The sequence below is a fragment of the Winogradskyella sp. PC D3.3 genome, assembly GCF_054366245.1.
The window spans coordinates 1,287,839-1,313,629 of the sequence record NZ_CM135962.1; the positions used below are offsets into that span (position 1 = coordinate 1,287,839).

A 25,791-nucleotide genomic window follows, 5' to 3' on the forward strand; every position below is an offset into this window, starting at 1 on the left:
CTAAATAGGATAAAAATGTATTTGCATTTTGTTCCACTTCCTATGATTTTATATTTCACAAAGACTTTAGAATCACTTCCTAATCCAACACCGTAATCCCTTTTTTTGACAGCAAAATAACAACATTCAGCTTTGAACGACAGCATAACCAGGCTCACTTCTAATAGCTTCGCTAGCTATCTTCAAAAGAAAATATATTTCCTTTCTCGATAATGCTAAGCGCAGGCTATCCTCGCACTTTTTATATGTCTAAACAAAGTTGAATATCGAAAGCACTAAGCAACAAAAAGAAGGTAACAGCGTCGGCTCTATGGGAAGTAAATCTAAAATGAATCTTATGAAATCTTACAAAATAAATAAAAAGGAAGTGGAACAAAAGTTAAAAAAACAAAAAAAGGAAAACGCTCTGGATATAATAAGTAAATCAATAATAAAGCCTTTCTGAATCGTTCAGATTGGTAAATATTAATCTTTAAATTTTTTTATTATGAGTACTCTAAAAAACAAAGTACAGTTAATTGGTAACGTAGGAAACGTGCCAGAAATTACAAACCTTGAAAACGGTAAGAAAGTTGCAAAATTTTCAATCGCAACCAATGAATCTTACAAAGATTCTAAGGGAGAAAAGGTGACAGACACCCAATGGCACACTTTGGTAGCATGGGGAAAGATTGCCGAAATCGTAGAGGAATACGTAGGCAAAGGAAAAGAGGTCGCACTAGAGGGGAAATTGACCTCACGTTCTTATGAAACCGCAGTCGGAGAAAAGAGATACGTTACCGAAGTGGTCGTAGATGAAATCTTGCTTTTAGGAATTAAAGGCGATAACGCTACTGAATAATTGAAATTAAAAGAGAGCGTTCCTATCCAAAAGTTGCGCTCTCTTTTTTAGTATTAATCTTAATAAAAGAGAAAACAATGAAGACACAAGTTAACAAAATAAAAGCCGATTTGCAACATTTTTGTGGTACAGAAAGGTTCTTTACAATTCCATTAATTGGAACGCGTTTTACTGACGGATTAAAATATTTAGCTAACGAAGCGGAATGCTTTTGGCTGATTACGGATGCATCGGTAATTGCAAAAAGTCTATCCAATAGAAGTGAATTTATCACCATTGATTTTAAACGACTTTCTGAAAATGAACAGTTGGAAAAGCAATGCGAAGCCATTATTAATTATAGTGATGGAAATGATAAAATTTTTGAAACGCACCGATATAATGTAACCGATTTTCCTTTGGATGAATTGCGATTATTTTTTGTAAATAATACGCTTATGCTTCCAAGCGAATATTAAAATATGCGTTATGGTATATCTAAATTATACAAAACTCGATAACGAAACTCAAGAGCGATTGGTTTCGGTTTCCAAAATAGATGTTGAGCATGAATTTGGAAATGATTTGAAACGCTATGCCAAAGAGCATCATATTAAATATGACACACTTTTGGAAGAAGAAGCTCTAAGAAATTTGTATTCTTACGACTATGTTTTTAATATTTAAAATCTAAATTATTAACCCAAAAGGCTGTCTGAAAAGGCAGTCTTTTTTTGTCCTGTTATTTTATATTCTGCAACAAAAAGAGCGGTTTACTAAAGATACTTTTAAACTTCAAAGAGAACACTCATAAAAAATCAAATTTCAATTCGTTTTACGGTAAAAGCCATTACATTTTTGGGTGTAATGGTATTTTTTTTGTCCAGCGAGCTGGACGAAAAGGAATAGCAAGAGGGTAACACGCTAGCGCGATGTTTTAATTTTTAGTTTTTCTAAAACCCTAGTGAAATCAATAGTTTACAGCGATTGATTGTTTTGGTTTTTGAAATTATACCATCGTTTTTCGCGGAAAAAAGCTGTTAGCCCAATAAAAACAACAAATTTTTCAAGGAAATATGGATAAAGGATATGAAAAAGAACGGTTTGATAGCTTAAGTATTAAAACTTCAGTGGCTCAAAAATTTAATGAATTTTGTAAAAAAATGTCGCGCTCAAAATCAATGACACTTTTAATGATGCTCGACTTTTTTGAAACTAATGGGATATCTCCAAACGAAACTTTAGGACCGAATATGAAAACCTTAGAAAGTCAAATAAAGAAACGAATCAATGCGGTAATCGCCATCATAAAAGATATTGAAAAACACCATGATAAACCTACAACTGCCATGTTACAATCCTTGTTTATGGAATTTGAGTCAGCAGAAAAGAAACTCATTTTGGAAAAAGAACTCAAACAAAAGAACGTTCAGTTTGTAGAAAAAAAAGAGTCTAATAATCAATTATAAGAATATGTATATCACCATCACAGCTCAAAAATTAGGAGGCGATTATTCGCAAAGTTCTGTGGATTTTGTTGCATATCTAGAGAAAGAAAATCAAGGCTTGGAGCAAGACGATATCGAGCATTTTTTTAATCAATATGGAGATGAAATAGAAGCTAAAGAAGTCGTGAAAGAAATTGATGATAATACAGCAAAACTCAAAAAGAAAGAACCGAAATTTTATTCTATTACCATAAATCCGAGTCCATCAGAGTTACGAAACTTACAAAATAATTCTGAAGATTTAAAAAGGTATACCAGAGCTCTAATGACTGATTATGCAAAGTCCTTCAATCGTGAAATTAATGGTAAACCGATAACTGTCGACAACATAAAATATTTTGCTAAAATTGAACACCAACGTAAATTTAAAGGCACAGATAAACAAGTAAGAGAGAACCAACCGTTTGCTACAAAAATACTTCAGTTAAAACAGAGTATTCGAAAAATTGAGCAAGGTCAATTAGAAGGTGATACGAAACAGATGAAATCCGATATACTAAAATTGGAGGCTGATGCACCACATCAACAGAATGGAAAACGAATTGTTCAAGGCATGAAAAAAGCGGGTAATCAAAGTCATATTCATATCATCGTGAGTCGAAAAGACACTTCAAATTCTGTGAGTTTGTCTCCAGGATCTAAATACAAAGCGTCGGAAGTTATGATGAACGGAAAATTAGTAAAGCGAGGATTTGATAGAGATGCCTTTTTTACAAAAGCAGAAAGCACTTTTGATAAAACGTTTGGCTACAAACGGAACTATGTGGCATCTTATAAATCGAAAAAAGATTTTATTAAAAATCCGAAGCTCTACTTTACAACACTATTAGGTCTGCCTGCAAGTGAAAAAGCAGTTGCTTTTAAAATGTTGTCGAAATCTGGTGTGCCTATGACTAGTATTCCAACAAGTCAAGTACAGTTAGCGCTCAAAACCATGAGATATTTAAAACGTGGTGTGGAGGTGGCAATAAAATCAAGTTCCATTGGTATATGATATGGATATAAAGGGAATTATAACTGTTATTGGAGTGATATTCGGAATGAGCTTGTTGTTTTATAGCCTTTTCAAAATAACTAAATATGCCTTTTTTATTAATCTTATTGGGACTGTAATTTGTTTAGGACTACTTTTTAATTTCAGCTACAACGAAAAGCAATGGTATATCGTGTTGCTTCTTATAGGCTGTATACTCTTGCTTATAAATACCGTTTTATATGTGTTTCTTCACAAGGAAAAATATAATTTTGATGCTAAGCATCAGGTTAATTTTAAAACTAAACGTGGTAGTTTTAAAATTAATAATATCAAACGAGGCGCTTCAATAATCGGTTCTGCAGGAAGTGGGAAAACAGAGAGTGTCGTTTTTAATTTTCTTCAGCATTTTAGCAATTACAAATTTTCGGGTGTCATTCACGATTATAAAAACTTTGAAATTACAGAAATGGCATTCCCTTTATTTGAAAAAAAGCAAATTGATTTTAAAGTGATTTCATTCGATACTATTTACGATCGTGTAAATCCAATAGCACCGCGATATATGCCCAATGAGGAAAGCGTCAACGAAGTCGCACGAGTACTAATTGAAAACCTATTAGAACAAAGAGAGTCGGGGAGTATAGGCACAACCAAATTCTTTAATGATGCCGCTGAAGGACTAATCGGTGGACTGATTTGGAGATTGCGTACCTCCTATCCCCATCTATGTACATTGCCCCACTTAATAGCAATGTATCAATTTTTAGATACCGATAGTTTAATCGCATTTTTAAGTTCTAATACAACATCTAGAGCGATGGCGGATGCTTTTATTAGTGGTAAGGATTCTGATAGGCAAACCGCAGGAGTAAAAAGTACTTTGGCTAATGCGCTTAAAAAAATAAGTACACAACGTATTTTTATGATCCTATCTGCAGATGATGTTCCTCTTAATATTAATACTCAAGAGCAACCGTTTGTGATTTCAGTCGTTAATACTCCAAAATATGAGACTGCGTATTCGCCAATTATTGCCACTATAGTGCATACCATCACAAAGCAAATGAGCGTGCGAAATTCAAATCCTTCATTTTTACTTATGGAAGAAGCTCCTACAATTCGGTTACTAAATATGCACCGTATTCCTGCGACGTTACGAAGTTATAATATTGCCACGATTTACGTGATGCAAGACAAAATTCAAAACGATATGATGTATGGAGATAAGGCTAGTAAAGCCATTTTGAGTAATTTATCGTATCAGTTCTTTGGTAAGGTAAATGATCCAGATACCGCGAAATATTATGAACGCTTTTTTGAAATTGTAAAGAAAGAAACCACTAGTGTTAATCGTGGTCATAATCTCAATTTTGACACCCGAATTACAACAGGGGAACGTGAAGTCTCCAAAGTTAGAGCTGATGTGTTTTTTAGACTAAAAGAAGGTGAATTTATTACGTTCGCTGATGGAAAGGATAGAAAAGTTCAGTTTAAATTGCCTAAAATTGAAAAACGATTACCAAGAAGGTCACGGGATTATTCTGAGGCTGACTTACAAGCCAATTTTGATCGGATTTATGAAGAGGTACAATCAATTTTTAAATGATTTAAATGAAATGTTTATGTTATTGTCGCTTATTTGTAGCAAAATATCTATATTTGTTGTAAATAAGCGACAAAATGAACTCTAAGAAAACCATTCTTCTTCCTAAATATCAGAAGATTTTTGAACAGATAGGTGAGAATATAAAGCTGGCAAGAAAAAGAAGAAAGTTAACAATGGAGCAGGTTTCTGAACGTGCAGGTATTCACAGAGCAACACTTTATCGTATAGAAAAAGGAGACCCAGCTGTAGCTATAGGGCACTATTTTAACGTGTTTAGAGTGTTGAATCTTCAAGGTGATTTTCTTAAGCTCGCGGTCGATGATGAGTTTGGACGAAAATTACAGGATCTTGATTTATTATAAGCAAAATGGCTAAAAGAAAATTTGACATATACGTATTTGCAGACTGGGATGGTTTAGAAATTCCAACGCTCGTTGGTGTGCTTTCTGCGCATTTTGCGAAAGGTAAAAAGGCCTTTAGTTTTGAGTATGATAAAGATTGGCTAAAGACCGATGCGCAACGATTACTGGATCCCGATATCATGTTTTATTCAGGAGCGCAATATCCTAATAACAAGGATAATTTTGGAATTTTTTTGGATAGTATGCCAGACACTTGGGGGAAGACCTTAATGAAGCGTAGGGCGGCGCAAGAGGCTAGGGCAAAGAATGAAAAAGCAAGTGCCCTCTATGAAATTGATTATCTTCTTGGAGTTTATGATGAGAGTCGGATGGGAGCTCTGCGCTTTAAAACGGAAATGGATGGTCCTTTTTTAGATAATGATAACCAAAATCCAACACCTCCTTGGTCTTCACTTGGTGAACTTCAAGAGGCTGTAAATCAATTAGAAAGTGATGATCATAATGATGTTATAAGAAAATGGATTGCTGTTTTGATAGCGCCTGGATATTCTCTAGGTGGCGCAAGACCAAAGGCGAATATTCTGGATGCCAAGAAGAATCTTTGGATTGCAAAATTTCCATCAAAGACCGATACCGTTGATAAAGCCGCTTGGGAGTTTTTAGCATATCAACTAGCGACTGCTGCAGGAATTCAAATGGCAGATTCCAAAATAGAAAAGATTAGTGGTCAATACCACACTTTTCTAACGAGACGTTTTGATAGAAACAATAGAAAACGTATTCACTTCGCGTCTGCAATGACGATGACAGGAAACACAGAAGATATTATAAAAGATTCTGCACCAAGTTATCTTGAAATTGTTGAGTTTATTGAGAATTATGGTGCCGATGTAGATGCTAATTTACATCAACTTTGGCGTCGTATTGTATTTAATATCGCGATTTCTAATACGGATGATCATATGCGTAATCATGGATTTATATTAACGCCTAAAGGTTGGGTTTTATCACCAGCGTACGATTTAAATCCTTCAATAGAAAAAGCAGGATTGTCTTTGAATATAGATATGGATGATAATGCTCTTAGCTTTGACCTTGCTAAAAGTGTTGGCGCGTATTTTAGATTGAATGAGGCAGAAATGAATGCTATACTTACTGACGTATTAACAGTAGTTAAAGATTGGAAGGCAGTGGCCAAAGACATCGGAATTAAAAACTCGGAGATAGTGCTTATGTCTGCGGCTTTTAGGAAATAAGTGTATCCAAATAGGGAAGTGCAAATATTTACTCTATGTTTAAAATTTGTAACTCTTCTGTTTTTTGGTATACAAAAAGGTCAAAAATCCTCCAATAGGGGTATAGCGATGGCTTTCATTATCGTATTAATTGGGGTTATTGATATATTTATGGGATACTTTTAATTCAATATTGCGTTTTCCATGTTTCTCGTTCAATTCTAAAATAACCCTTCGATCCTTTGATAGTGAAAATTTATGCATAACATATACAAGTCTTACCGTTTCATTGGCGGCAACTTTAGAAGGCAGATGATGTTTAAAAATAGGCTCTTGATATAAACGTTGCAACGATTTCTTTTTACCTTTTTTCCGCGTTTCAATAGAGAGTTTTAAGAAATTTAAATCATAATCCAAAGTAGAATTATTCCTAATTTGAATAACGAAGTAAAGCGCTTCCTTATCAAAAACTATATTTTCAAGACTCAAAATCACACGACTATTTCGTTTTGTGAAATAACCAAAGTGTTGTTTTAAATCTAGTAAATAAGAGCAGAATTTTTGATAGTAATAAGTGTCGTGTTCAATAGGTTTTTCAGAAGTTTCAGTCTGAATTGAATCTTTAACTTTTGGTTTTTCATTCCCAATACTAGAGGCTAGTGGAATAAAATAATTAAGCTTAGAAAGCTGTGCTTTATATTTTACAATATAGGAAAATATGGAGCCATTGTTGTTAATAACCAGTAGATTGCTTTCCTTTCCTTGCTTGGCTTGTAGTAAACCGAAGTACTGTTCTTTATCACGATTGTAGGTAAATACAAAATTATCTGAACCTGTAATCCCTTGGCGTATAGGTTCTGGGAAAAAGAGAGCCACATTTTTAGTGTCGTTGGCGTAAATAGTGTCAAGTATTGTTAATGTTTGGGCTTCCATAAAAGCGGAAGTGATAATTAGTGTTAGAATGCTTATATACGTTTTCATAAAAGTGTAATTTTAAATGCCCATTTTGGACTCATAATTTTGGTTTTAAAATAAGTTTATAATTGTTCAGTACGGTAATCTTCACATTTCGATTACTACGTTTCAATACTTTTGTAATGCCACCGACCTGTGGAACTGTTGGAATATTGATATCTCCTATAACATCGTCCAGAACTTCACTGGTAGCTTCGGCTCTGAAGTTGTTTTCAACATAGATGCCTTCGCTACCATCTTGTAAATCGAAAGCTTTTAGTTTTGTGGGATGATGGTTGATATTCTCAATCTCAATTAATGCGCGATTAGGTTGAAAGCTTATAAAGCCAAATAAAAGTGTGTTCTTGGGCATTTGTTTTCCATTGACCACTGCAGCTTTGGTAAGTCGCATTCGCAATCGCGTATTTGCTTTTACAATTTGGTCGCCATCAACAACTGCGTAAATTGTTGTATCCGTATGACCGATGATTGAAAATGTATTGGGTTTTGGTGCAGCCGCAAAAAATAGTTGATGTTCCAGTCCCAATTCTTTAGCTTGTATTTTTAACTCTCTGATTATTTCTGAAGAATCAATGGCTATAGGGGACTTCGTTTTTACGTTATGTCGTTCAAAGTTTTTATATTTTAATTCTGAATATTGAATTTTTCCAGCGGCGTAAATACTGTCTATAATTCGTTTTTTATGACGTTCTGGTAGTTCTGGATCGTAATACCCCATGGAGTCCATTAATTTTTCATCATAGATACTAGGAGCGTTGGTTTCGCGTACTACTTTTAAATCATTGAGTGCATCTAATTTGGAATCATATGTTTTCTGGTTGTCTTCTAAATCAGGAATCAACGTCTGTTCAAGGCTGTCCTTTTCATTGTCATCATCTCCCATGACCATTAGGCTATAAGAAATAAGGAATATGAACACAATTGCTAATACTGCTATAAATACTATTTTGTTCTTTTCTACTTTCATTTGCTGAATTTTTTAGTGACTCAATTTTTAGTGTTTAGCTTTTTTAAGGTGTTTTCAAAATAATTGGTAATCAGAAGACCATGTGGATTGTTTGGGAAATTCCGGTCAACGCTAATTAAGTTCCCTGTGGAAACCAATTCATAGGTATCGACAATAGAGCCTCGATTAATTTCAAAAATGGTGGTTGTAGTAAACGTATATGAGCCATTGTGTTCTGTTAATTGCGTAGTAATTTGTAGTACTTTCTGAACTAAGGAATATTGTAATAATCGGTTATAAACACCGTCTGCTTTTTTTTGACGATACAAATTATCTACAGAACTGTTGCCTAACCAAAGTGCCTTTTTTAGATTTTTTTCATAGTTGCTGGCATCAATATTATAGAAGTAGTTGTGAAACAGTTCTAAATGTGCCAAAGCTTCCACTTTAAAATTTTCCTTTTGGTTAATGAGTTTCAGCGGAATAATGCTACCATCTGTGTTGATGGCAAAAGCACTATTCAAGGCATTTTTATAGGTCCTAAAGGCCACCCAAACGGAAAAAGTACTCGATAGTAAGGCACAAATAACGACGACTAAAACAATAAATCGATTGAGCTTTAATACGCTATAGATGTTTTTGTATGGTGTTTTCATATTGAATTGGATTAGCTGGTAAATAGTCTTAGCGTAAATGATGTGGCTCGCTTATAGAGTTTAAATTTTAAGAAAACTATAAAGCCAACGGTACCTAGTTGTACAACGGGTGCGAAAAAGCCTTGACCAAAATCGGTCCCAAATAAGTTGGTCCAGAAATTGGTGTTTAATTCCGTAAAGATCGCATTGATAAATACATTGACTAAGAAGAAAGCAGGAACTAACATATAGACGGCTGCATAGAGTTTAAAAAAGGTATAGGCAAGTGAACGGAACTTTTCAAATACGGCGAGACTTATAACTAAAGGGAAAAAGGCTTGCATAATTCCTAATAGAAAGAAGCGTTCTGCTAAAAACAAGGGGTAGATAAATAAATCAAGAATCCACAGCATGGTGCTTAGTATAAAGGCTAAGAGCTTGAATCCATAGAGTGGTGTAAGTAAAACTTCATAAAGAAGCGTCATTGCCATACTTGTAGCATCTAATAATCCTACATCTTCTTCAAGTGGTAAATCTTGTAGTTGTAATGGTAATAACGCAGGTGCAGTCCCTCTATATTGCCCTTCAATGGCTACTAATATGCCATCAAAAAAACCTAACACCTGCGTTGAGAAAATAACCAAGAGCACAATAGCAAAATTCTTTGCGAGCTCACCAGGACTTAAACCCCAAGAATACCCATCTTTATCAGCAACACCTTCATTGTATTTTTTTAGAATATTGATTAAGAAAAACAAAACCGCTAGCGTTTTCATTCCTGCAATAGTGTATTGCGAGAAGCTGCTGTTTTGTATGGTTTGAAAAATCGTATCGATATATTCAAGTCCAATTCCTAAAAGAATCGCTGCGGTCATTTCTAAAAGTTTGTTTCGCGATTATTAACTTTGTCTTGCATTTTTCTAAAGGAAATAATAGCGCTGTATCGCTTCGTTTTCATTGTGATGTTTGCAACCATTTCTTTCGATTCTTGTTCCTTCTTTCTGAGAACTTCAGCACGTTCTGCATCAGTCATTTTTAGATGGTCACTCGATAGGACTTCGTCAATAAAATCTACGGTATCTAAAGCGTTTTGAACTATAGCATCAAAGGATTCTGCAATTCGAGTCACTTCTTCAGGTTGTATATAAGGCGAGTTTAAAATGTCCTGCAAATCAGTTTGCATCACTTGAATTAGACACTGATTGTTTTGTGCAATTTCCTCAACCGCTCGGAGTTGTTGTACGACACTAGATACTTTTTCTATTGCTTCTTTGGCGTCTTTTAGAAATTGCACAGACTTAATCATTTGCGCAGTTTGTTTGCCCGATTCTACCAATTGCTTTACAAGACTCACAAAATTGGTGTTGTCATAGGTGGGCATGCCTTGGGCAGTAGCCCTGCCAGGGCATAAAAGAATAATACTAAAGATGCCCCCAAAAACTAATGTTTTAATTTTTGTTTTACCTAGAGCAAGTCTATGGCTTAAGTGTTCGAGAATTTTGTTTGATAATTTCATAATATTAGAGTTTTGATGTGAATTCTTTAATAGCCATTTCCATATTTTGGCTTTTTTCATACATGGCCATTATAGCTTCATTTTCTTGTCCATCTGTTAAATAAGCGGCATAGACTTCCTTTGGGACTTCGAGCCTGAAAATGTTGCTTTCCTTTCCGATTTTGATGAACATTTCTGTGTACTTCCGGGATCCAGAAAGATTGTTTTTAATGGATTTTAATTGGTTTAAATCATGGCTCGATAGGTTGAGTCTTTTTACAAGTTCTTCATAACCTTTTTCATTATTCAGACTATAGATAACTTGGGTGTTTTCTAAAATACTTGCTGAGGTTGCATTGTCGGGAAGTTGATTAATGGATTGTAATATGATCCCAATAGCTCCATTTTGTTTTCGTATCGCTTGATAGTAAAATTCAACACTTTCCAGTACGTTGTCAAACTTCAGTTGTTTCGCAAACTCATCGAATAAAATGATGCCTTTTTCGGCTCTGTTTTTCCATATGGTTCTTTGGATCGCCGATTTAATTAACTTCAACATTACCGACAAAATTTCCTTATTGTCTTTCACTTCATCCAGTTCAAAAACAATTAAGCGTTTGTCCTCGATTTTATAAGTCTGGTCTTCACTTACTTCAAATAGAAAACTATATAGACCATCTCCAACGTACTCAGACATAACGTGCAAAAAGCTGGTCACATTAAAGTAGTCGGGATGGATTTTTAAGCGACTCAGAAGATCTTTCTGGTGCTTTTCTATATAATTATAGAAGCCTTCGAGCGAATGCTGTTTAGACGTATGACGGTAATAATGACGCAATATTTTCTTAACCGAAACCGATTGTGCTTTGGTGACTTTTAAATCTGAAGCAAAAAGTTCAAATAGAAATACGGATAAATCCTCTAAGCGTTCTGGAGTCAGATCTTTGACGTCGCTGATATAAAAAGGATTGATTCCTAAGTTTTGTCCGCTTTCATAACGCAATACGGTATACTTTTCAGGATAGAGTTTGGCAAATTTGGTATAAGACCCCCCCAAATCAATGATGACTAATCGTACACCACTTTCAAAATATTGCCGTAAGATATTATTAGCTAAAAACGATTTGCCTTCACCTGTGGGAGCGAAAATGGCGAAATTCCGAGCTTTGATACGCTTCTTTTTTTCATCCCAAACATCTTTTAATACTGGAATATTATGCTCTCTATCGTTAAAGATAATGCCGGTTTTATCGGATTTGTAATTGGTATTATTAATGAACAGACAAAGCGCGTGTTTCAAATCGGTAACGTACAAATCGTTGTTTGAGAAATTGGATGAAAAGCAACAGTAACTATTCAGGATATAATTTTTGCGTTCTTCACCTCTTGGATAATAAGGAATGATATCCAATTCCTTGAATTCAGTCTTAATTTGTGAGGTGATCTTATCTAACGTTTTAGCGTCTTTTGACCAATAGATAATATTGAGATGACCACGAATGATTCGTGAATTATCATCGGCATTAATTTGATCTAGAATGTGTTGAATTTTTCCTAGAACGACTTTGTTTTGTGAACCAAAATTGGAACTCTTATTAAGTTCCTCGATTTTCTTATCCAATAGCTTACGCCACTTTTGCTTGTCGTCCAGATAAAGAATCTGGTTAACAATGTGATTCTCGTTAAGTGTAAGCCCTATACCATCAATAAATCCTTGATGAAATACAAAATCGTCCGAAGTAAATTTCTCATTGGTTTTGCTACTTTGTACATGGTCTCCAAAGCATAATTCACTGTTGACGGCAAGCGTATCAAAATGGTTTTCGCCTATGGTGACGTTTTTCTTTTCCAATAAAATGTCCGTGTCGAACCCCTCGTTGAAACCATTGAAATATTGACGTGTTAATTGCTGAATAGCTTCTGGTGGTAGTGGAAGAAATTCCATTTTACGACTGTTGTTGATAAATGAAACGGAATCGTTTACAGCGTTGGCGAAGCTTTTAATATTTTCATCTAGTTCTTGTGCAATGCCTTTTGAAATTGTTTTGAAAGGGTTGACATATTTAGTATGGTTTAGAGCCTTGTTCTTGGTTAAGATGAAGAACAAATAGCAGTGGTGTGTTATATGCTCACGACCTTTAAAATGCGCGTGTGTGGCTTTTTCGAGAAAGGTGGTGTTTGGAAGCGGTTCTGAGTTATAGGTTTTTTTAAGATAAATGTCTTGTTTATGGACCACGGTGCCAATAGGTAAGGATTTGAATGCCTGAAACCATGCACCATGTATATCTTCAAAATCCTTTTCAGATAAGGAATAGATTTCTGGCAGATGCCCCTTAAAGCACAACACTACATTACCATTATTGGCAAATACCATATGGTCTTTAATAGCGACAATGGGTTGATATTTTGAAAGGTTAATCGTGTTCATAATTTAAAACAGAAATTCTTTTGTTACTTATAAGTTTTGGAAAGGCGTTTGTCATCTGGAAAAGCTGTGGACGGTTTGTGATACGTGTTAAAGCCACATATAAGCTGGCATTAAAAAACATCAGACCAATTATAACCGCAAAGCTGAATGAGAAGATGATGATTAATAATGACGCAAGAATAGCTACCATCATTAAGGCAAATAGAGCAATGGGCAATCCAAAAATGGCTGCCCGTTTTCTTATGTTCTTATAGACCTCAAACCGTTTCATTATACAACGATGCCTATGAGGTAAGTAAAGATGCCTACCACTGCACCTGCAATCAAGACAAATACGAGAACTCGGGTAATCCCTTTTTTAAGATCTGCGTTTTCTCCAAAGAAATGACCAGCGTTAAAGAGGAATCCAATTAAAAAAATGACTCCCAAAATGATGGGGAATATGGCTCTTATGGTATCTGAAACATCATTAACGGAGTCTTCAATACCACCAATCTGAGCAAAGCTTGTGGCTGTTGTCAGTAAAAATGTGAATAGCGTAAACAGTAATTTTTTCATAAGTGCTAGATTTAGCCATTTATGGATAGGATCTAAATGGCAGGTTTTGATTAATACGTTATGAAATCTATTACGAAATGAAGCTGACGGAAGAAAATCTCTAAATTTTAACGCTAAGTGGTGTTAAACTTTTGAAGATTGTTAAGGAAGTGGTTGATTTCTTGAATATTGTGTAATCTAAAATGATTATTATGTATACGTTAAATCAAATTATAGTATTACTATTCTGTCTGGTTTTTTTTAATCTTTCTTATACGCAGAATGGTAAAGACCAAGAAAAGAAACCCATTGTTATAATAGATCCAGGACATGGGGAAAAGATCCTGGGGCTATGACCCTAAAAGGTATAAAGGAAAAAGATATCGTTTTAGCAATCGCTTCTAAAATGGTAGTTCTCAATGATACGTTATTTGATAATCCGTTAAGGTTATTTCTAACGCGGTATACAGACACCTTAATAGCCCTTCGAGACAGAACTCTTTTGGTAAAAACACTAAAAGCGGATATTTTTATTTCAATCCATTGCAACCAAGCTATAAATACAACCGCAGCAGGAACAGAAGTTTTTATTTATCCTAAAAGTGAAGCGCAGGCATCAGCATCTACTTATTTAGGGTTTACAGTACAGAAAGGATTAGTTGATATCCTAGGCATTAAAAAACGGGAATTGAAATATGGTAATTTTCAGGTATTAAGAGAGAGTGATAGTAAGGCAGCAATTCTCTTAGAGCTTGGGTTTTTAACTCAATCCGACGAGGCTATTTATTTGAGTAATGAAGAATCTCAAAGCGCTATTGCTTTGGTTATACTTCAATCCGTTTTTAAATATTCAGGATTTTGGTAGAAATAGGTATTGCAATAATGAAGATTTTGAGAGAGTTGATTAAGGCTTTACATGGTATGATTGTCTTATGATTTAGAAATATTAAAAAAGTTTAAAAAACATTTTACGATGGGTCCAAAGGTATGTTTTGATTTAATAAAATAAGTCGTCTCCAAAAAAAAGGGAATGGTAATTCTCTATGATAAAGACTTGTAATAGTAAAGATTAAATCATAACCTATTTTTGTAGAGTCAAAATCCTTTTCAACTGTAAAAAGCTTAATTTCTTCTTCTATTTCCTTTTTGTAATCTTCAATTGAATTGTATAGTGCAATTGAGTGCTTAACTTTACCTGATTCTCTGCTATAGCCCTTATTAAAATAAAATTCTTCTGTTTCAGGTTTTGGGAACCATATTTGAAGGTTTAGTTTATTATCAAATAAGTCTATAATTTTTTTCAAATCTGCGTATGCCTCAGTACTATCTAATATAGAGGCCCAATCCAAAAGCAGTGTTAAAAGCATACTAGACCTCTCATCTTGCCTTTTATTACCGACATAATAATCTACTAAATTTTCATAATTTGCTCTAAATAGAGGGAAGAACTGTTTTATTAATTTGGCATCGTGAATACCAACAACAAGTGTTCGTAACCATTTTATACACTCTTGTTTTTTTCCGGTCAAATATAGAAATCGCATTGCAGGTTCTATATCTATTATATGGTCATCATATAGAGGGTAATGAGATGGTGGGTTAGTATTGATTAGTGAAATAAGTGCTTCAGAAATAGTCATAGCAGCTTCCTCATAAATTGTTGTATATTGAGGAACCTTAGAGTCAAAATGATATTGATAATGCTTTATTTCTGTTAATCCAATATTGGATAGTATCCCTATTTCTTCCCAAACAGTCAAGCTATATTCAATTTGATTAAGTGAGTAACGTTGAAAACTATGTTCTACATAATAATGGTCATTTACTTTGTTGAAATATGCTATACCAATTCTACGTCTCAATAAGTGAATGTTGTAAAATTCTAAATGAATATATTTTTCTTTAAAATGGTTTTGACGGCTTAACCATTCGAATGACTTTAATATGGTTTTATCAGCCGCATGTATAGCTGACTTTAAGTACCCATTATCTTCAGCCCATTTGAATACAATACTTAAACATATTTGCAATAGTTTTAGCTTTTTAAGGATTGGTTTTTTTGTATTAACTGATTTATTAAGTATCAGATTTACTAATTGTTTATAATGCTTTAAGTCATATTCTTTGAGTTCTAAAAAAGCTAATGTTTTCTTTAAGAGTGAACGCATTTCAGAATTAAAAAGTCTTTCTGAGAGAAGATTTTCTGAAACCATTTTGGATATATCGTCAATTCCCCAAAAATCAAATTCAATACCTTTTTCGTTATATTTTTCAGTGTATTGAGCCCAACTAGTTTGTATAGTTTGTTCAAGTTCACCATTTGTAGCAACAATAATTAATTTTGGAAGTTTTTTTTGTCTAGCAGTTAATGAAATATTTATATAAGCTTCTCTTATTTCATTTAAAGATTGTCTTACACTATTTTGTCCAGAATCCCATACAGAACGGGTTATATTTCCTTGTTTTACAGTTATAAGAAATAGTTTTTCAACGCCATCTGTATCTTTTCCTATAGCTGCTATGTCTACACCATATTGCCTACCCTTTTGTGGTTTAGATATTGGAGTTATACTTTTGCTCGTAAGGATATCAATAAGCAGAACATCAAGTTCCCCATCTTCTTTTAATAAGGCTAAGTATTCGCTAGTTAGGAAGTTCATTTCGCTTCATATTTTGCCACATTAATATTAGTTTTTCTTGACCTATTTCATCAATAGATTGAACACGCGCTACTTCAAAACTACTTCTAAAACTTTGCAATTCTGATTCTTGTGAATATTCTCCTCTGTATTTTGAAAAAAAAGATTTGCCAGCTCGAAGGTTTACGTTAGTTAGCATATTCAAAAATGAATCGTTTTTCTTTTCTGTACTATCCATCAATTTTTTCATTTTTAAGTTTTGTTGCTTCATAAAATACTGCATTCTTTTATCTGAAGGTTCAAACTCATTTACCAATTTCAACTCAGAGACTTGTTGATAATAATGTTCTGAATCTTTGATTATCAGGTCAATTATCGACTTAATAGTTTTATTTGCAGACTTTCTTTTTTTCTTCAAAATCTCGGTTACTGAATAGTAATTCTTTATTAGGTGTTTCGCAAAAAGAGTAGCGATATGATTACGAACTCGTTCGTTATCCCATTTAGCTTCTAAAATACTATATAGCATTTCAGAAGCATACTTTCTATTTAGAATATACCCAACTATCATATATACAATATAAACAGAATCGGTTTCTGAAAGCTTTCTTAATGATTTTACAGGAAGACCAATGGCGTCTACTTTTGAGCTTAAATCAGTTATAATATATGGTAAGGCATATTTGTATAATCTGTTTTCAGAATTTAACCATTCTAGAAAAACCATCTTTAAAACTTCAGGGTGTTCGAAATAAAAATCTTCGATTACTCCGTCGAGAGAAGAAATACCTTTTAAGTTTTTTTCGTTATTTAAAATCCAATTGTCTATAAATTCTAGAATAATAGTTTGGTTTGACTTAATGAGCTCTTTTAATCTATATCTAATAGTTCTGTATATACCTTGATATTTGACATCCGTATAAGTTAATAAGTTAAGACAGTTTTGGAAGTAAACTAAATCTTCATCGGGTTTAAATTCTTCATTAAGAGACCTTGCGACCTCACTTTGCACAGAGAAGTTTTTTAATTCTAACAAATTTAGAACTTCAGCTTTTGCTTCATCAATTTGATTTAAGTATTTATTGTAGAATCTAGCAGTAATTCCCAAGAGTCTAGAGGATTTATTTTTTAGGTTGGCATTTATACTTTCATGGACTTCTTTTAAGAATTTCTTTTCCTCACTTTTATCACTGAATTTTACTCTGTAAGCAGCGTCAATACCTGAATAAATTTTATTTTCATCAGAGCTACTAGTGAATTCCAAGATTTTCTTTTTGTAAGAATAATTTGTTTCACTTTGTGAAAGGCCACTAAGTATTGATGAACTAAAATTTAGAACTTCCTTTGTTTCTTTTTTCTCTATCATTGTTAATATATCAACTGCATCCTTGGGGTTTTTAATTGTGTATTTGCTTAATGCTTGATAGAATTCATAGCTAGCTCCATTGTTTTCGATTCTTTTGAATAAGGCTGGTAGCATATCCACAAATTCTTGTTTGTCAGGTATTTTTAAATTTTTGCAGTAGCCATGATAGTCCTGCCAGAATTCAAAATATTCAGGGTCAGCTTTCAAACGTTCTAAAAATAAATTTGGCATTTATTGAAATGGTTTATCAAAAAAAACCAATGAAAATCCATTAGCTTTTATAAAAAATATTTGTCTGGTTTAATCGCACATAAGATAAGGAGTTTTTGAAATATTTGATTACGGATTTCCACATTTTCATTTTATAATTCAATATTCCCCCAAACCAAAGGATGCGCACTAGCGGCCAAATTCTTATTAGAAACAGATTTGTAAATAGACCATTGTGGTTGTTTTTCAGGCCACATCGCTTTGCGATTTAACCCACACGAAGTCATCTTATCAAATAGAGCAGGGGAGAAGAGCATATAATCGTTTTGCTTAATATTTACACCTATACGGTAAGCACCTAATCTAAAATAATTGGCATCATTCCCTTTATCAGAATCCACATGAAAAGAGCGATGTTTAGTAACGTCTTTTAAGTCTGTGTCTTGGATTATAGGCGATAAAGAATTGCAATAAGGAGGAGCATTAAATGTGCCTGCAATGATGATATTGGTTTTACCTTCTGCTTTAAGCTGATTATAAATCGCTGCAATTCGCGTCACTTGATTTTTTCTAATGGTGTCAGAATAGGTTTTATCCTGTTTATCTTTTATGAGGTAGACATTGAGCAGCCAAATTGTTTTTTTGGAAGGTGTGGTAATTTCATATACGATGAGGTTTTTACCATCGTCGTTTAGGGTGGTGTTGATGTTGTGTGTTCTCACAGACTCAAGATGATACCCTTCTCTAAACGCAATACCCATTTCTAAACTATTCATATCATTGCCTTGTATAACAAATGATTGAGGATACGGTTGACATCCATATTTTGGAAGAATGAGCTGATTGAATTCTTCAAAAGAGGCTCTGTCTTCAATTTCCTGAAGTAATAATATATCAGGATTTACGTCAGCAATAACCCGTGCTTTGTGATCCGTTGCCTTCGTTTGAATGGGAATAGTTTGAAGTTCCACCCAACCATTCCAATTGGTAATATCATTTGCTTTATTTTCTAAAGAATGACTTAAGCCTTTCATATAGAGAAATCCCGATTTTCTTCGTAAAATAGCATAAGGGCGAGGGCTTGGTTTTTCAAAGCCAATGAGAAATGATAACTCTTTAATGCGGTCTTGTTGGTTCAACGATTTAGAAGGATGAAGCATTAGTCCATCGAGTTCACGTATCCAATCTTTGAGATTTTTCCCATAAGGTTTTTCTAGAAGGCTTTTGTCTCTGTGAAATAAATTCTGAATGTTAAAGGTGGCGATTTTCATAATACGGGTTTTTATTTGCGTTTATCATTGGTGTTTTCATCAAAGTGAATAAGGTTAAATAGTTCGCGCATACGACTTCGGACGCGATGACCATATAGATCTTCCAACTCTTCAGCATTTAGATTTGTGGTGGCATGGGTTTTTATCTTATGGTCTATGAAAAGTTCGTGACGCGAGATCAGAATTTCTCCCATAACATTACAGTCTTTTCCATAATGTCGTCCCATAGGTTCCACACCTAAATCATCGAAGCAAAAGAATTGCCTACAACCATAATCTTCAATAATTTTATAACCAATATGATTAAACCCAAATACAATATTTCTACACGGAATTAAAATATATGGTTTTTGTAGAGGGACGATATGTTTTAGCAATAACATTAAGCTTGTTTTGCCGCAGCCCACTGGTCCAGAAAGTAGAATGCCTTTGTTGATATCAATATCATTTTTAGCGCAATTGTCTTCATCTTTTATAAGGTAATGGCAGAGTTTTAAAATAATGTCATGGTCTTCTTTATAAATTTTAAAACGGTTACCAAATAGCAGTTTTCCTTTAACATCGAGGTAAATTAATATTTTTTCAAAGTCGTAAATCACTTCTTTGCCATTAAAGGATCCAATGGAATATGCTATGTTTTCTTCAATGAGTTTACAAGGGTTGACCATAATCTTTTTGTTTTGAGGTGCTCAAGTTGTCCTTTTTATGAGACACTGCATTTTTAGTTTCAAGTTCCTTTGCTTTAAGCATCCAATTACTGGCGCTAGCTTGCCAATCTTCAATTTTTATTTTACCACCAATTTTCCAACCAATTGCTTGATAGTGATTGTAAAATTTTGAAGCTTCAATCGTTGGCCAGTTTTTACTTTTAAAAAAAACAAAAACTTCAAATTCATTTTTTGGTAGCTTAGTTTTAGTTATGTTTTCTTTTTGTTTAGTAATGTTTGTATTAGGTACTAATGCTTGTTCAGTGCTTGTTTCATGCTTGTTTAGAACTTGTTTAGAGCTTGTATCAAAAATGAGCATCCTAATTTTGCTTCCTTTATAGGGGTTATGAGATGGCAAATATTGTATGTAGTTCCAACTATGTAATTGCTTAAGGCAGCGATGATAGGTTGCTTTTGATCCAATTTTAGATTGTAACATAATTTCTTGTCTAGCGATATAAAATTCTTTTGGAAACCGGTTAACGTTCCAACATTGAAATAGTGCCATATATAAACTGACATGTGTTGGATTTAATCGCTTATCTAAATAGAATATTTGAAATATTGAATTGAGATGTTTTATATAGTTCATAAAGCGTTTTAAATGGTACTGTCTACGCGGTTCTTATCCATTACCTTTTGAATTTCTGCGGCATCATAGTATATAATACCTCCAACCTTCGTAAAAGGAAGGGTGCCATTTATTCGAAGGTTCTGTAATGTGCCTGGACTAATTTTGAGTAAATCCATGAGTTCTGAAGATTTTAAATATGTCTTCATTTGGCTTTGTGATTGTTTGCTGAGAATGTTTTTAATATCAGCGAGTAATTCTAATTTAAATTCTCTGAGATCATCGGTCGTGATTATAGTTGCTGGCATAATAAAAGGGTTTTAAAGAAAGAGACTAAAAAAAAGGTCTTTAAACATTTTGATAGTCTCTGTTCTATTGATTTGACTTTCGTTATGCAAATTTGTGGGGGATTTTTCTATCGTCTTCAATAGTTTATCTAGAGATGGGAGTTTTTTTTAATATAAGTTTTGAATAGTTTTGGAAATGAGAAGGGGGAGTTCAAAAAATCTATTACCCTATTTTGTATTAAAAATAATGGAGTTTTTAGGAGATATGGTATTCCCAACTTGGGGGAAACTTAGGATTATTCATCCGAATCCTTAAAGCGTTTCAGAAGTACTTTTGTCAACCAATCTAAAAATTTTGTTTTACTGTTTTTTCTAGCTCTTATTTCTATAAAAGTGTGATAGTAATTGCCAAGTTCAATGTTAAATACCTGCTCAAACATAGAGGCTAATTCCTTAATGTCGGCAGTTCCGCTATTTATGGCGCCACTACTGTGGAGTGCATAAATTAATTCGGTTAACTCTGTCTTGCTTCCTGTCCAAAAAAGTTTTGAAGATGCTTGCTTCATTGTATTGGTTTTAGTGTCCTTATGCGACTGTAATTTTTCAATTTCTTGTTGCAGATAAACAATCAACATATCATAGGCAATAATGGTAGCTACTGTAGTGTCTTGACATGTAGAAAACTGATCGTCAATAAAAAAATGGAAGAATTCTGTTGGCAATCGTAAATCAGATTTGCCCCTAATAAAATATTCTTCATCTAGTGTCGTAGCCCCTCTGCGATAGTAATGATAGAACTCAAGATTATCATTGAAAAAGACTTGTAATTTATTGATGTGATTATTTAAATATTCTATTTGGTATTTGGAGCTACTTCTAGGGCGTTTACTTTCAATATTAAAGAGCCTAACGTAATAAATCAATCGACTAAATATTTGAGGTTTTATATGCTTAAAAAAACTAATTTCTTCATTTTTTGAGCTAAATCCTTTTTTAAGGACTCTTTTTCGAAGTTTTTTAATGCACTTTTCAGCCTTAGCAATACCATTTTCAGCTTTGTATAGAATATCATCAGTACGGGACTCCAAAGATTCCACCGTTGTTTCAAATTCTGATATTAATTCTTGATACCTCATAACCCTACAAAACAAACTATTTGATTTCAATTACATTCTAGTAGTCCCAATAGTTCCAAAGTGTAATTGTCTGAAGTTTGTATATAGGCATATTTCTCTTCTACCACAGCACCAAGTTTCTTTTTTTCAAAGGAAGCAGTTATTCCCAAATCAATGGTTTCAAATTTTAACTGGATCGCCCTTTTCAGCGTTTGATATAATAATTGTCTGTAAGTCTGAAAGATTTTAAGGTAATCATAGTCAATACCAACTAACGAAGGAACATAGTTTTGATTGTTGTTTTTATAGCAAAACATAACTCCAATGATTTTGTTTGGTTGCTCAGGATGATGTATGAGTATAAACTCCCAATTGGAATGTCCAGACATGTTTTTGAACAAGTTGATAGGGTACGGAAAGGTATTTAGTCCAAGGTTGTTTAAGCGGACATTGTTATACAATAGATGAACTTGGTTGAGTTGGTAAGCATTGAGTGTTTGCAAGATTGAGATCTCTAAGGAGGGTTCATAAGCTAAAATGTCTTTCCTCAAATGTTTTCTGTTTCTTGAGGAAAGTCGAGCTACATAAGCTTCAATGGCTTCATCAGCTCTTAAATTAATGCGACATGAATTTGGCATTTGAATTCTAACAAAACCCTGACCAAGAAAATAACGATTTAAGCTATCGTTCATGTTAAAATCCCGAAGCACGATCATTTTAGAATTAGAGCGCTGTTCCAATGTCTCTAATGTTTGCATAAGCAAATGTAGTGCCTCTTGCTTATGTGGATGATTAGCGTTGATATAGAGGTGATTACCCTCAGTGAATAAACATCCTAAACTTAAAACGTTTGAGGTCATGTAATAAGGATCTGATTTGCGCTTTTCCTCAAGAGTTTTAGACGCAGTAGTGTTGGCTAGCATATCATCCTTCCAAAGCGATGAGGATATAAAAGTGGCTAAGACCGGATGCTTTTGAGCATCACAAACAATGAGATACCAGAAATCCCAATTATTTTCTCCCAGCACATTATTTCTAAATGTTTGCTCTAAAAATTGAAGTCCGTCCCAATCTTGAATACCACAATCACCGACCAAGTTGTTCCACGTTTGTTTGTCAATTTTTGAAATAGAAGTCTCTAATTGTAAGCTTAGATTTTTACTTATGGTTTGCTTAGTTTTAGATGATGATTTTAATTTAAAAGCTTGATGTACGCGATATAAGTCTGTATGTGTGTCTTCTAGTGCTTTAGGTAAATGATAGACCATAGCATCCACCAAAGCTTTAATTTCTGTACGTTGGTTATGTCGTGATATCGTAATGCGTACACCTGTGTTTTTTACTGGAACAGCAGGGAAGAGGCCTAGGTTAACGTAAAATCCTTCCTTCATTAAACGATTGACAAAATTATAGCCCGTTTTAGGCATACCGGTTCCAATGAAGAATACTGGTGAAATGTTTTTGTCAACAACAGGTAAATCTGTCTGCTCTAATAAGGAGTTAAAATATTGAACTCTTAATCTTAAGTCGTCTTGAAGCCTATATATCTCTGGGGATAAATGAATTTCTGCAGAAGCAGTGGCTGCTGCAACAGATGCTGGTTCTAATTGAGCAGAGAAGGTCAAAGGCCCGCCAAAGGTTTTTATGTCTTTGTGCATTTTCTTGTTAGAGCAGACTAATACGGATCCACTGGCACCAAAGGTTTTACTCAAGGTTCCAAACAAGAGCATATTTTCTGAAAGTGCATTGATTTCATTCATAACGTAACCTGTACCATTTTTTCCAATCCAGCTCATACCATGGACATCGTCAAAATAAAGATGCAATTGCGGATATTTTAAGCTTAACGCTTTTAAATCTTTAATAGGAGCGAAATCCCCAAACATAGAATAAATACCATCTGCCATATACCAAATCTTTTTTCGGCTATTGGTGTATGATTTTATTTTATCCTCCAACATGTTTAAATCATTATGACGAATCATGTCTATGGGAACACTTCTTGTTTTTAATACTTTAGCAGCACTTTGCACACTCCAGTGTACTTGATGATCTAAAATAATAGCATCCTGATCTTTTACAGCACTCGGAATAACACCAAGATGGCCTAAAGTACTATTCTTAGTAATCACAACGGGATGTTGATACATTGCAGAAACGTTTTCTTCTAATTGTTGGTAGAGTGGATTAGAAATGTATGATTTAGATAATGGAAATTGCGTGCCGTATCTGCGAATGGCATTAATAGCAGCTTCTTTTAATCTCGGATCTTGTTCTAACCCTAAATACCCAGTGGTACCAAAATGGAAGAGATTTTGATTCTTTACACCAATAGTTCTGCCCGAAAAATGGTCTCCTTCAGCGTAAAGATGGAGTACACCTTCATCTATGGCATCTGTAAATACATTATTAACAGTGTCTAGTAAATTATTGTGTTTAATTTTTGCCATCGTAATTTGTTTTGCAATTAATTTAATAGCTTTTATTTAAAATTGAATAAATACGCTTCTGCTAAATCCTTTTAAGACAACTGTTAATCCTTTGTAGATAATGATTAATCCATATTGACTAATGATAGTTAAGAAAGGGGCAATTGTTATGTTGATTATTTTGTAAATTTATGTTTATCAAAAACCAGTTTTCTAAATCATTATGTCAATAGCGCTTGAAAATGAGTATGCGACGTACAAAATTGTAGATGGAATCTTGTATGTGACATATCGTAAAGATGTTATATTAGATCTACCTGCGGCGGTTTATATTGTTAAAGATCGACTTTCACTTCATGAAGGCCTTTTTTTACCAGTGCTATGCGATATACGTCAAATTAAGGAAATCAATAAAGCGGCGAGAGTATATTTATCTATTGAAGGTTCTACATTAATTAAAGCTGTAGCTTTTATCGTAGAATCGCCTGTTTCAGAAATGTTGTCTAAATTTTATCTACGTACAAGTAAACCTCCAATTCCTACAGAATCATTTAATACTATGGAACAGGCATTGAATTTTTTAAAGCAATACAAATGATCTACGGTATAGAAACGGCTATAATTAATCACTTTAGGTACTAAAGAGAATGTAAAACAATTAAGATGGATGCTGTTATATCTCAAAGAATGGAGCTTATCAATCAAATGCTTTTAGAAATGGCATCTGGTAACTTCTTCTATCGCATAGAACGATCCAAAGAGAATGATGAGCTTGAGGCCCTTGTGGTAACTTTAAATATGTTGGCAGAAGAAATTCAAGATACAATTATTCATCAGGGTTTTACAAATACTGAAAAAACGATTTTAGATATTGTTCAAATGAGTTTTATTCTAGACTCCGAAGGACGTATTAAAATGGTTAATCAACAAGCATGTAATGTATTGTCGTACTTATATGAAGATATTATTGGTGCAAATTTTGAAGTGTTAATAGCAAAATCTTCTATTCAGAAATGGAAAAAGACATGGAAACAAATTAAAAAGAAAGCGTTTTTTGATACCGCTATGTCTTTAAAATTTAAATCCAAAGGAAATCTCCTCATTCCTAAAAATCTTTATATCACAACCTTTAAAGAACCCAATCCTAAATTTAGTAAAACGCTGATATCAGTTGTTCATCGTTCTAGTTTTCAAAAACAATTAGATGCAAGCCTAAAAGAGCGAGTTATTAAAGACAGTAAGTCTAGCGTCAAGGACAAAAGTAAAACGTCAAAACCAAAACTTAGATTAAGCTTCGAAGATATTCGTAAAATAAGAGAAGGACATGATATAATTATCAATAATTTAGATAAAGAGCTTCCGTCTTTAAGAGATTTTGCTTTGCAAATAGGGACTAATGAGTTTAAATTAAAGTACGGTTTTAAAGAATTATACGGCACCACAGTGCATCGATTTTTAATGCAAGAACGGTTACGGAAAGCTCAAATGATGATACAATATAGTGATGTGTCGCTTAAATCAATTGCCTATAGGGTGGGGTTTAAAAGTATGCCTCACTTTTCCAGGTCGTTCAAAACACGATATGGTTATACACCTAGTGCACTTCGCAAAAATAGTATTTCAACGGATAAGGATAGGTAATAGGTTTTGGATTGTTTAATCCTTAATAGACA

At 33.7% G+C, this 25,791-nt stretch carries 25 protein-coding genes and 1 pseudogene; 11 read left to right on the forward strand and 15 right to left on the reverse strand.

Annotation, left to right across the window (positions count from 1 at the left end):
• The first annotated feature begins 487 nt into the window (after positions 1–487).
• From ACXGSQ_RS05595 to ACXGSQ_RS05630, 8 genes are all read left to right on the forward strand, one after another.
• A complete protein-coding gene (locus tag ACXGSQ_RS05595; RefSeq protein ID WP_458628642.1) occupies positions 488–841 on the forward strand; it encodes a single-stranded DNA-binding protein in 354 nt (117 codons plus the stop codon).
• Positions 842–918: 77 nt separating this feature from the next.
• The gene (locus tag ACXGSQ_RS05600) at positions 919–1,299 is read left to right on the forward strand and encodes a DUF6876 family protein (protein WP_458628643.1); all 381 of its coding nucleotides are present in this window, start codon (positions 919–921) and stop codon (positions 1,297–1,299) included.
• A 10-nt stretch (positions 1,300–1,309) separates the two neighbouring features.
• Positions 1,310–1,507, forward strand: coding sequence for a hypothetical protein (locus ACXGSQ_RS05605; protein ID WP_458628644.1), 198 nt, complete (start codon positions 1,310–1,312; stop codon positions 1,505–1,507).
• Between the two features lie 389 nt (positions 1,508–1,896).
• Positions 1,897–2,289 (forward strand): BfmA/BtgA family mobilization protein, encoded by a 393-nt coding sequence (locus ACXGSQ_RS05610; RefSeq protein WP_458628645.1) that lies wholly within the window; start codon positions 1,897–1,899, stop codon positions 2,287–2,289.
• A gap of 4 nt (positions 2,290–2,293) precedes the next feature.
• On the forward strand, positions 2,294–3,322 hold the full coding sequence (gene mobB / locus ACXGSQ_RS05615; RefSeq protein WP_458628646.1) for a MobB family relaxase: 1,029 nt from the start codon (positions 2,294–2,296) through the stop codon (positions 3,320–3,322).
• A gap of 1 nt (position 3,323) precedes the next feature.
• Positions 3,324–4,910, forward strand: coding sequence for a type IV secretory system conjugative DNA transfer family protein (locus ACXGSQ_RS05620; RefSeq protein WP_458628647.1), 1,587 nt, complete (start codon positions 3,324–3,326; stop codon positions 4,908–4,910).
• 74 nt (positions 4,911–4,984) lie between these two features.
• Positions 4,985–5,272: a helix-turn-helix domain-containing protein gene (locus ACXGSQ_RS05625; protein ID WP_458628648.1), complete on the forward strand. Its 288-nt coding sequence runs from the start codon at positions 4,985–4,987 to the stop codon at positions 5,270–5,272.
• A gap of 5 nt (positions 5,273–5,277) precedes the next feature.
• A complete protein-coding gene (locus ACXGSQ_RS05630; RefSeq protein WP_458628649.1) occupies positions 5,278–6,528 on the forward strand; it encodes a type II toxin-antitoxin system HipA family toxin in 1,251 nt (416 codons plus the stop codon).
• 126 nt (positions 6,529–6,654) lie between these two features.
• Here ACXGSQ_RS05630 and ACXGSQ_RS05635 read toward each other — a convergent pair whose 3' ends face one another.
• The 7 genes from ACXGSQ_RS05635 to ACXGSQ_RS05665 form a co-directional block, all read right to left on the reverse strand.
• A complete protein-coding gene (locus ACXGSQ_RS05635; RefSeq protein WP_458628650.1) occupies positions 6,655–7,488 on the reverse strand; it encodes a DUF4138 domain-containing protein in 834 nt (277 codons plus the stop codon).
• Between the two features lie 31 nt (positions 7,489–7,519).
• Positions 7,520–8,449: a conjugative transposon protein TraM gene (gene traM, locus ACXGSQ_RS05640; protein ID WP_458628651.1), complete on the reverse strand. Its 930-nt coding sequence runs from the start codon at positions 8,447–8,449 to the stop codon at positions 7,520–7,522.
• Positions 8,450–8,469: 20 nt separating this feature from the next.
• Positions 8,470–9,084, reverse strand: coding sequence for a conjugal transfer protein TraK (locus ACXGSQ_RS05645; protein ID WP_458628652.1), 615 nt, complete (start codon positions 9,082–9,084; stop codon positions 8,470–8,472).
• An 11-nt stretch (positions 9,085–9,095) separates the two neighbouring features.
• Complete coding sequence (locus ACXGSQ_RS05650; protein WP_458628653.1) at positions 9,096–9,938, reverse strand: hypothetical protein; 843 nt, start codon at positions 9,936–9,938, stop codon at positions 9,096–9,098.
• A gap of 2 nt (positions 9,939–9,940) precedes the next feature.
• Positions 9,941–10,579: a conjugal transfer protein gene (locus ACXGSQ_RS05655; RefSeq protein ID WP_458628654.1), complete on the reverse strand. Its 639-nt coding sequence runs from the start codon at positions 10,577–10,579 to the stop codon at positions 9,941–9,943.
• Positions 10,580–10,583: 4 nt separating this feature from the next.
• Positions 10,584–12,986: a TraG family conjugative transposon ATPase gene (locus tag ACXGSQ_RS05660; protein WP_458628655.1), complete on the reverse strand. Its 2,403-nt coding sequence runs from the start codon at positions 12,984–12,986 to the stop codon at positions 10,584–10,586.
• 270 nt (positions 12,987–13,256) lie between these two features.
• Complete coding sequence (locus ACXGSQ_RS05665; protein WP_458628656.1) at positions 13,257–13,544, reverse strand: hypothetical protein; 288 nt, start codon at positions 13,542–13,544, stop codon at positions 13,257–13,259.
• Between the two features lie 325 nt (positions 13,545–13,869).
• Between ACXGSQ_RS05665 and ACXGSQ_RS05670 the strand changes: the two are divergent.
• A pseudogene (locus tag ACXGSQ_RS05670) lies at positions 13,870–14,388 on the forward strand (N-acetylmuramoyl-L-alanine amidase family protein); the annotation flags it as partial.
• A 103-nt stretch (positions 14,389–14,491) separates the two neighbouring features.
• On the opposite strand, the gene ACXGSQ_RS05675 reads toward ACXGSQ_RS05670, so the two are convergent.
• The 8 genes from ACXGSQ_RS05675 to ACXGSQ_RS05710 form a co-directional block, all read right to left on the reverse strand.
• Positions 14,492–16,183, reverse strand: coding sequence for a hypothetical protein (locus ACXGSQ_RS05675; RefSeq protein ID WP_458628657.1), 1,692 nt, complete (start codon positions 16,181–16,183; stop codon positions 14,492–14,494).
• Positions 16,167–17,759, reverse strand: coding sequence for a hypothetical protein (locus tag ACXGSQ_RS05680; protein ID WP_458628658.1), 1,593 nt, complete (start codon positions 17,757–17,759; stop codon positions 16,167–16,169). Before ACXGSQ_RS05680 ends, ACXGSQ_RS05675 begins: the two co-directional genes overlap by 17 nt.
• 131 nt (positions 17,760–17,890) lie before the next feature.
• Positions 17,891–19,009, reverse strand: coding sequence for a hypothetical protein (locus ACXGSQ_RS05685; protein ID WP_458628659.1), 1,119 nt, complete (start codon positions 19,007–19,009; stop codon positions 17,891–17,893).
• A gap of 11 nt (positions 19,010–19,020) precedes the next feature.
• A complete protein-coding gene (locus ACXGSQ_RS05690) occupies positions 19,021–19,677 on the reverse strand; it encodes a P-loop NTPase family protein (protein ID WP_458628660.1) in 657 nt (218 codons plus the stop codon).
• Positions 19,661–20,308 (reverse strand): hypothetical protein, encoded by a 648-nt coding sequence (locus ACXGSQ_RS05695; protein ID WP_458628661.1) that lies wholly within the window; start codon positions 20,306–20,308, stop codon positions 19,661–19,663. The genes ACXGSQ_RS05690 and ACXGSQ_RS05695 overlap by 17 nt, the downstream gene beginning before the upstream one ends.
• A gap of 8 nt (positions 20,309–20,316) precedes the next feature.
• Positions 20,317–20,595 carry a helix-turn-helix domain-containing protein gene (locus ACXGSQ_RS05700; protein ID WP_458628662.1) on the reverse strand — a complete coding sequence of 93 codons (279 nt, stop codon included), beginning with the start codon at positions 20,593–20,595 and terminating at the stop codon, positions 20,317–20,319.
• Positions 20,596–20,870: 275 nt separating this feature from the next.
• Complete coding sequence (locus ACXGSQ_RS05705; RefSeq protein WP_458629323.1) at positions 20,871–21,671, reverse strand: RteC domain-containing protein; 801 nt, start codon at positions 21,669–21,671, stop codon at positions 20,871–20,873.
• A gap of 65 nt (positions 21,672–21,736) precedes the next feature.
• Complete coding sequence (locus ACXGSQ_RS05710) at positions 21,737–24,139, reverse strand: aminotransferase class I/II-fold pyridoxal phosphate-dependent enzyme (RefSeq protein WP_458628663.1); 2,403 nt, start codon at positions 24,137–24,139, stop codon at positions 21,737–21,739.
• Positions 24,140–24,341: 202 nt separating this feature from the next.
• Here ACXGSQ_RS05710 and ACXGSQ_RS05715 point away from each other — a divergent pair, with 202 nt between their 5' ends.
• Both ACXGSQ_RS05715 and ACXGSQ_RS05720 read left to right on the forward strand, forming a co-directional pair.
• Positions 24,342–24,716 carry a DUF7793 family protein gene (locus ACXGSQ_RS05715; protein ID WP_458628664.1) on the forward strand — a complete coding sequence of 125 codons (375 nt, stop codon included), beginning with the start codon at positions 24,342–24,344 and terminating at the stop codon, positions 24,714–24,716.
• Between the two features lie 65 nt (positions 24,717–24,781).
• Positions 24,782–25,759 (forward strand): helix-turn-helix transcriptional regulator, encoded by a 978-nt coding sequence (locus tag ACXGSQ_RS05720; RefSeq protein ID WP_458628665.1) that lies wholly within the window; start codon positions 24,782–24,784, stop codon positions 25,757–25,759.
• Positions 25,760–25,791 lie beyond the last annotated feature (32 nt).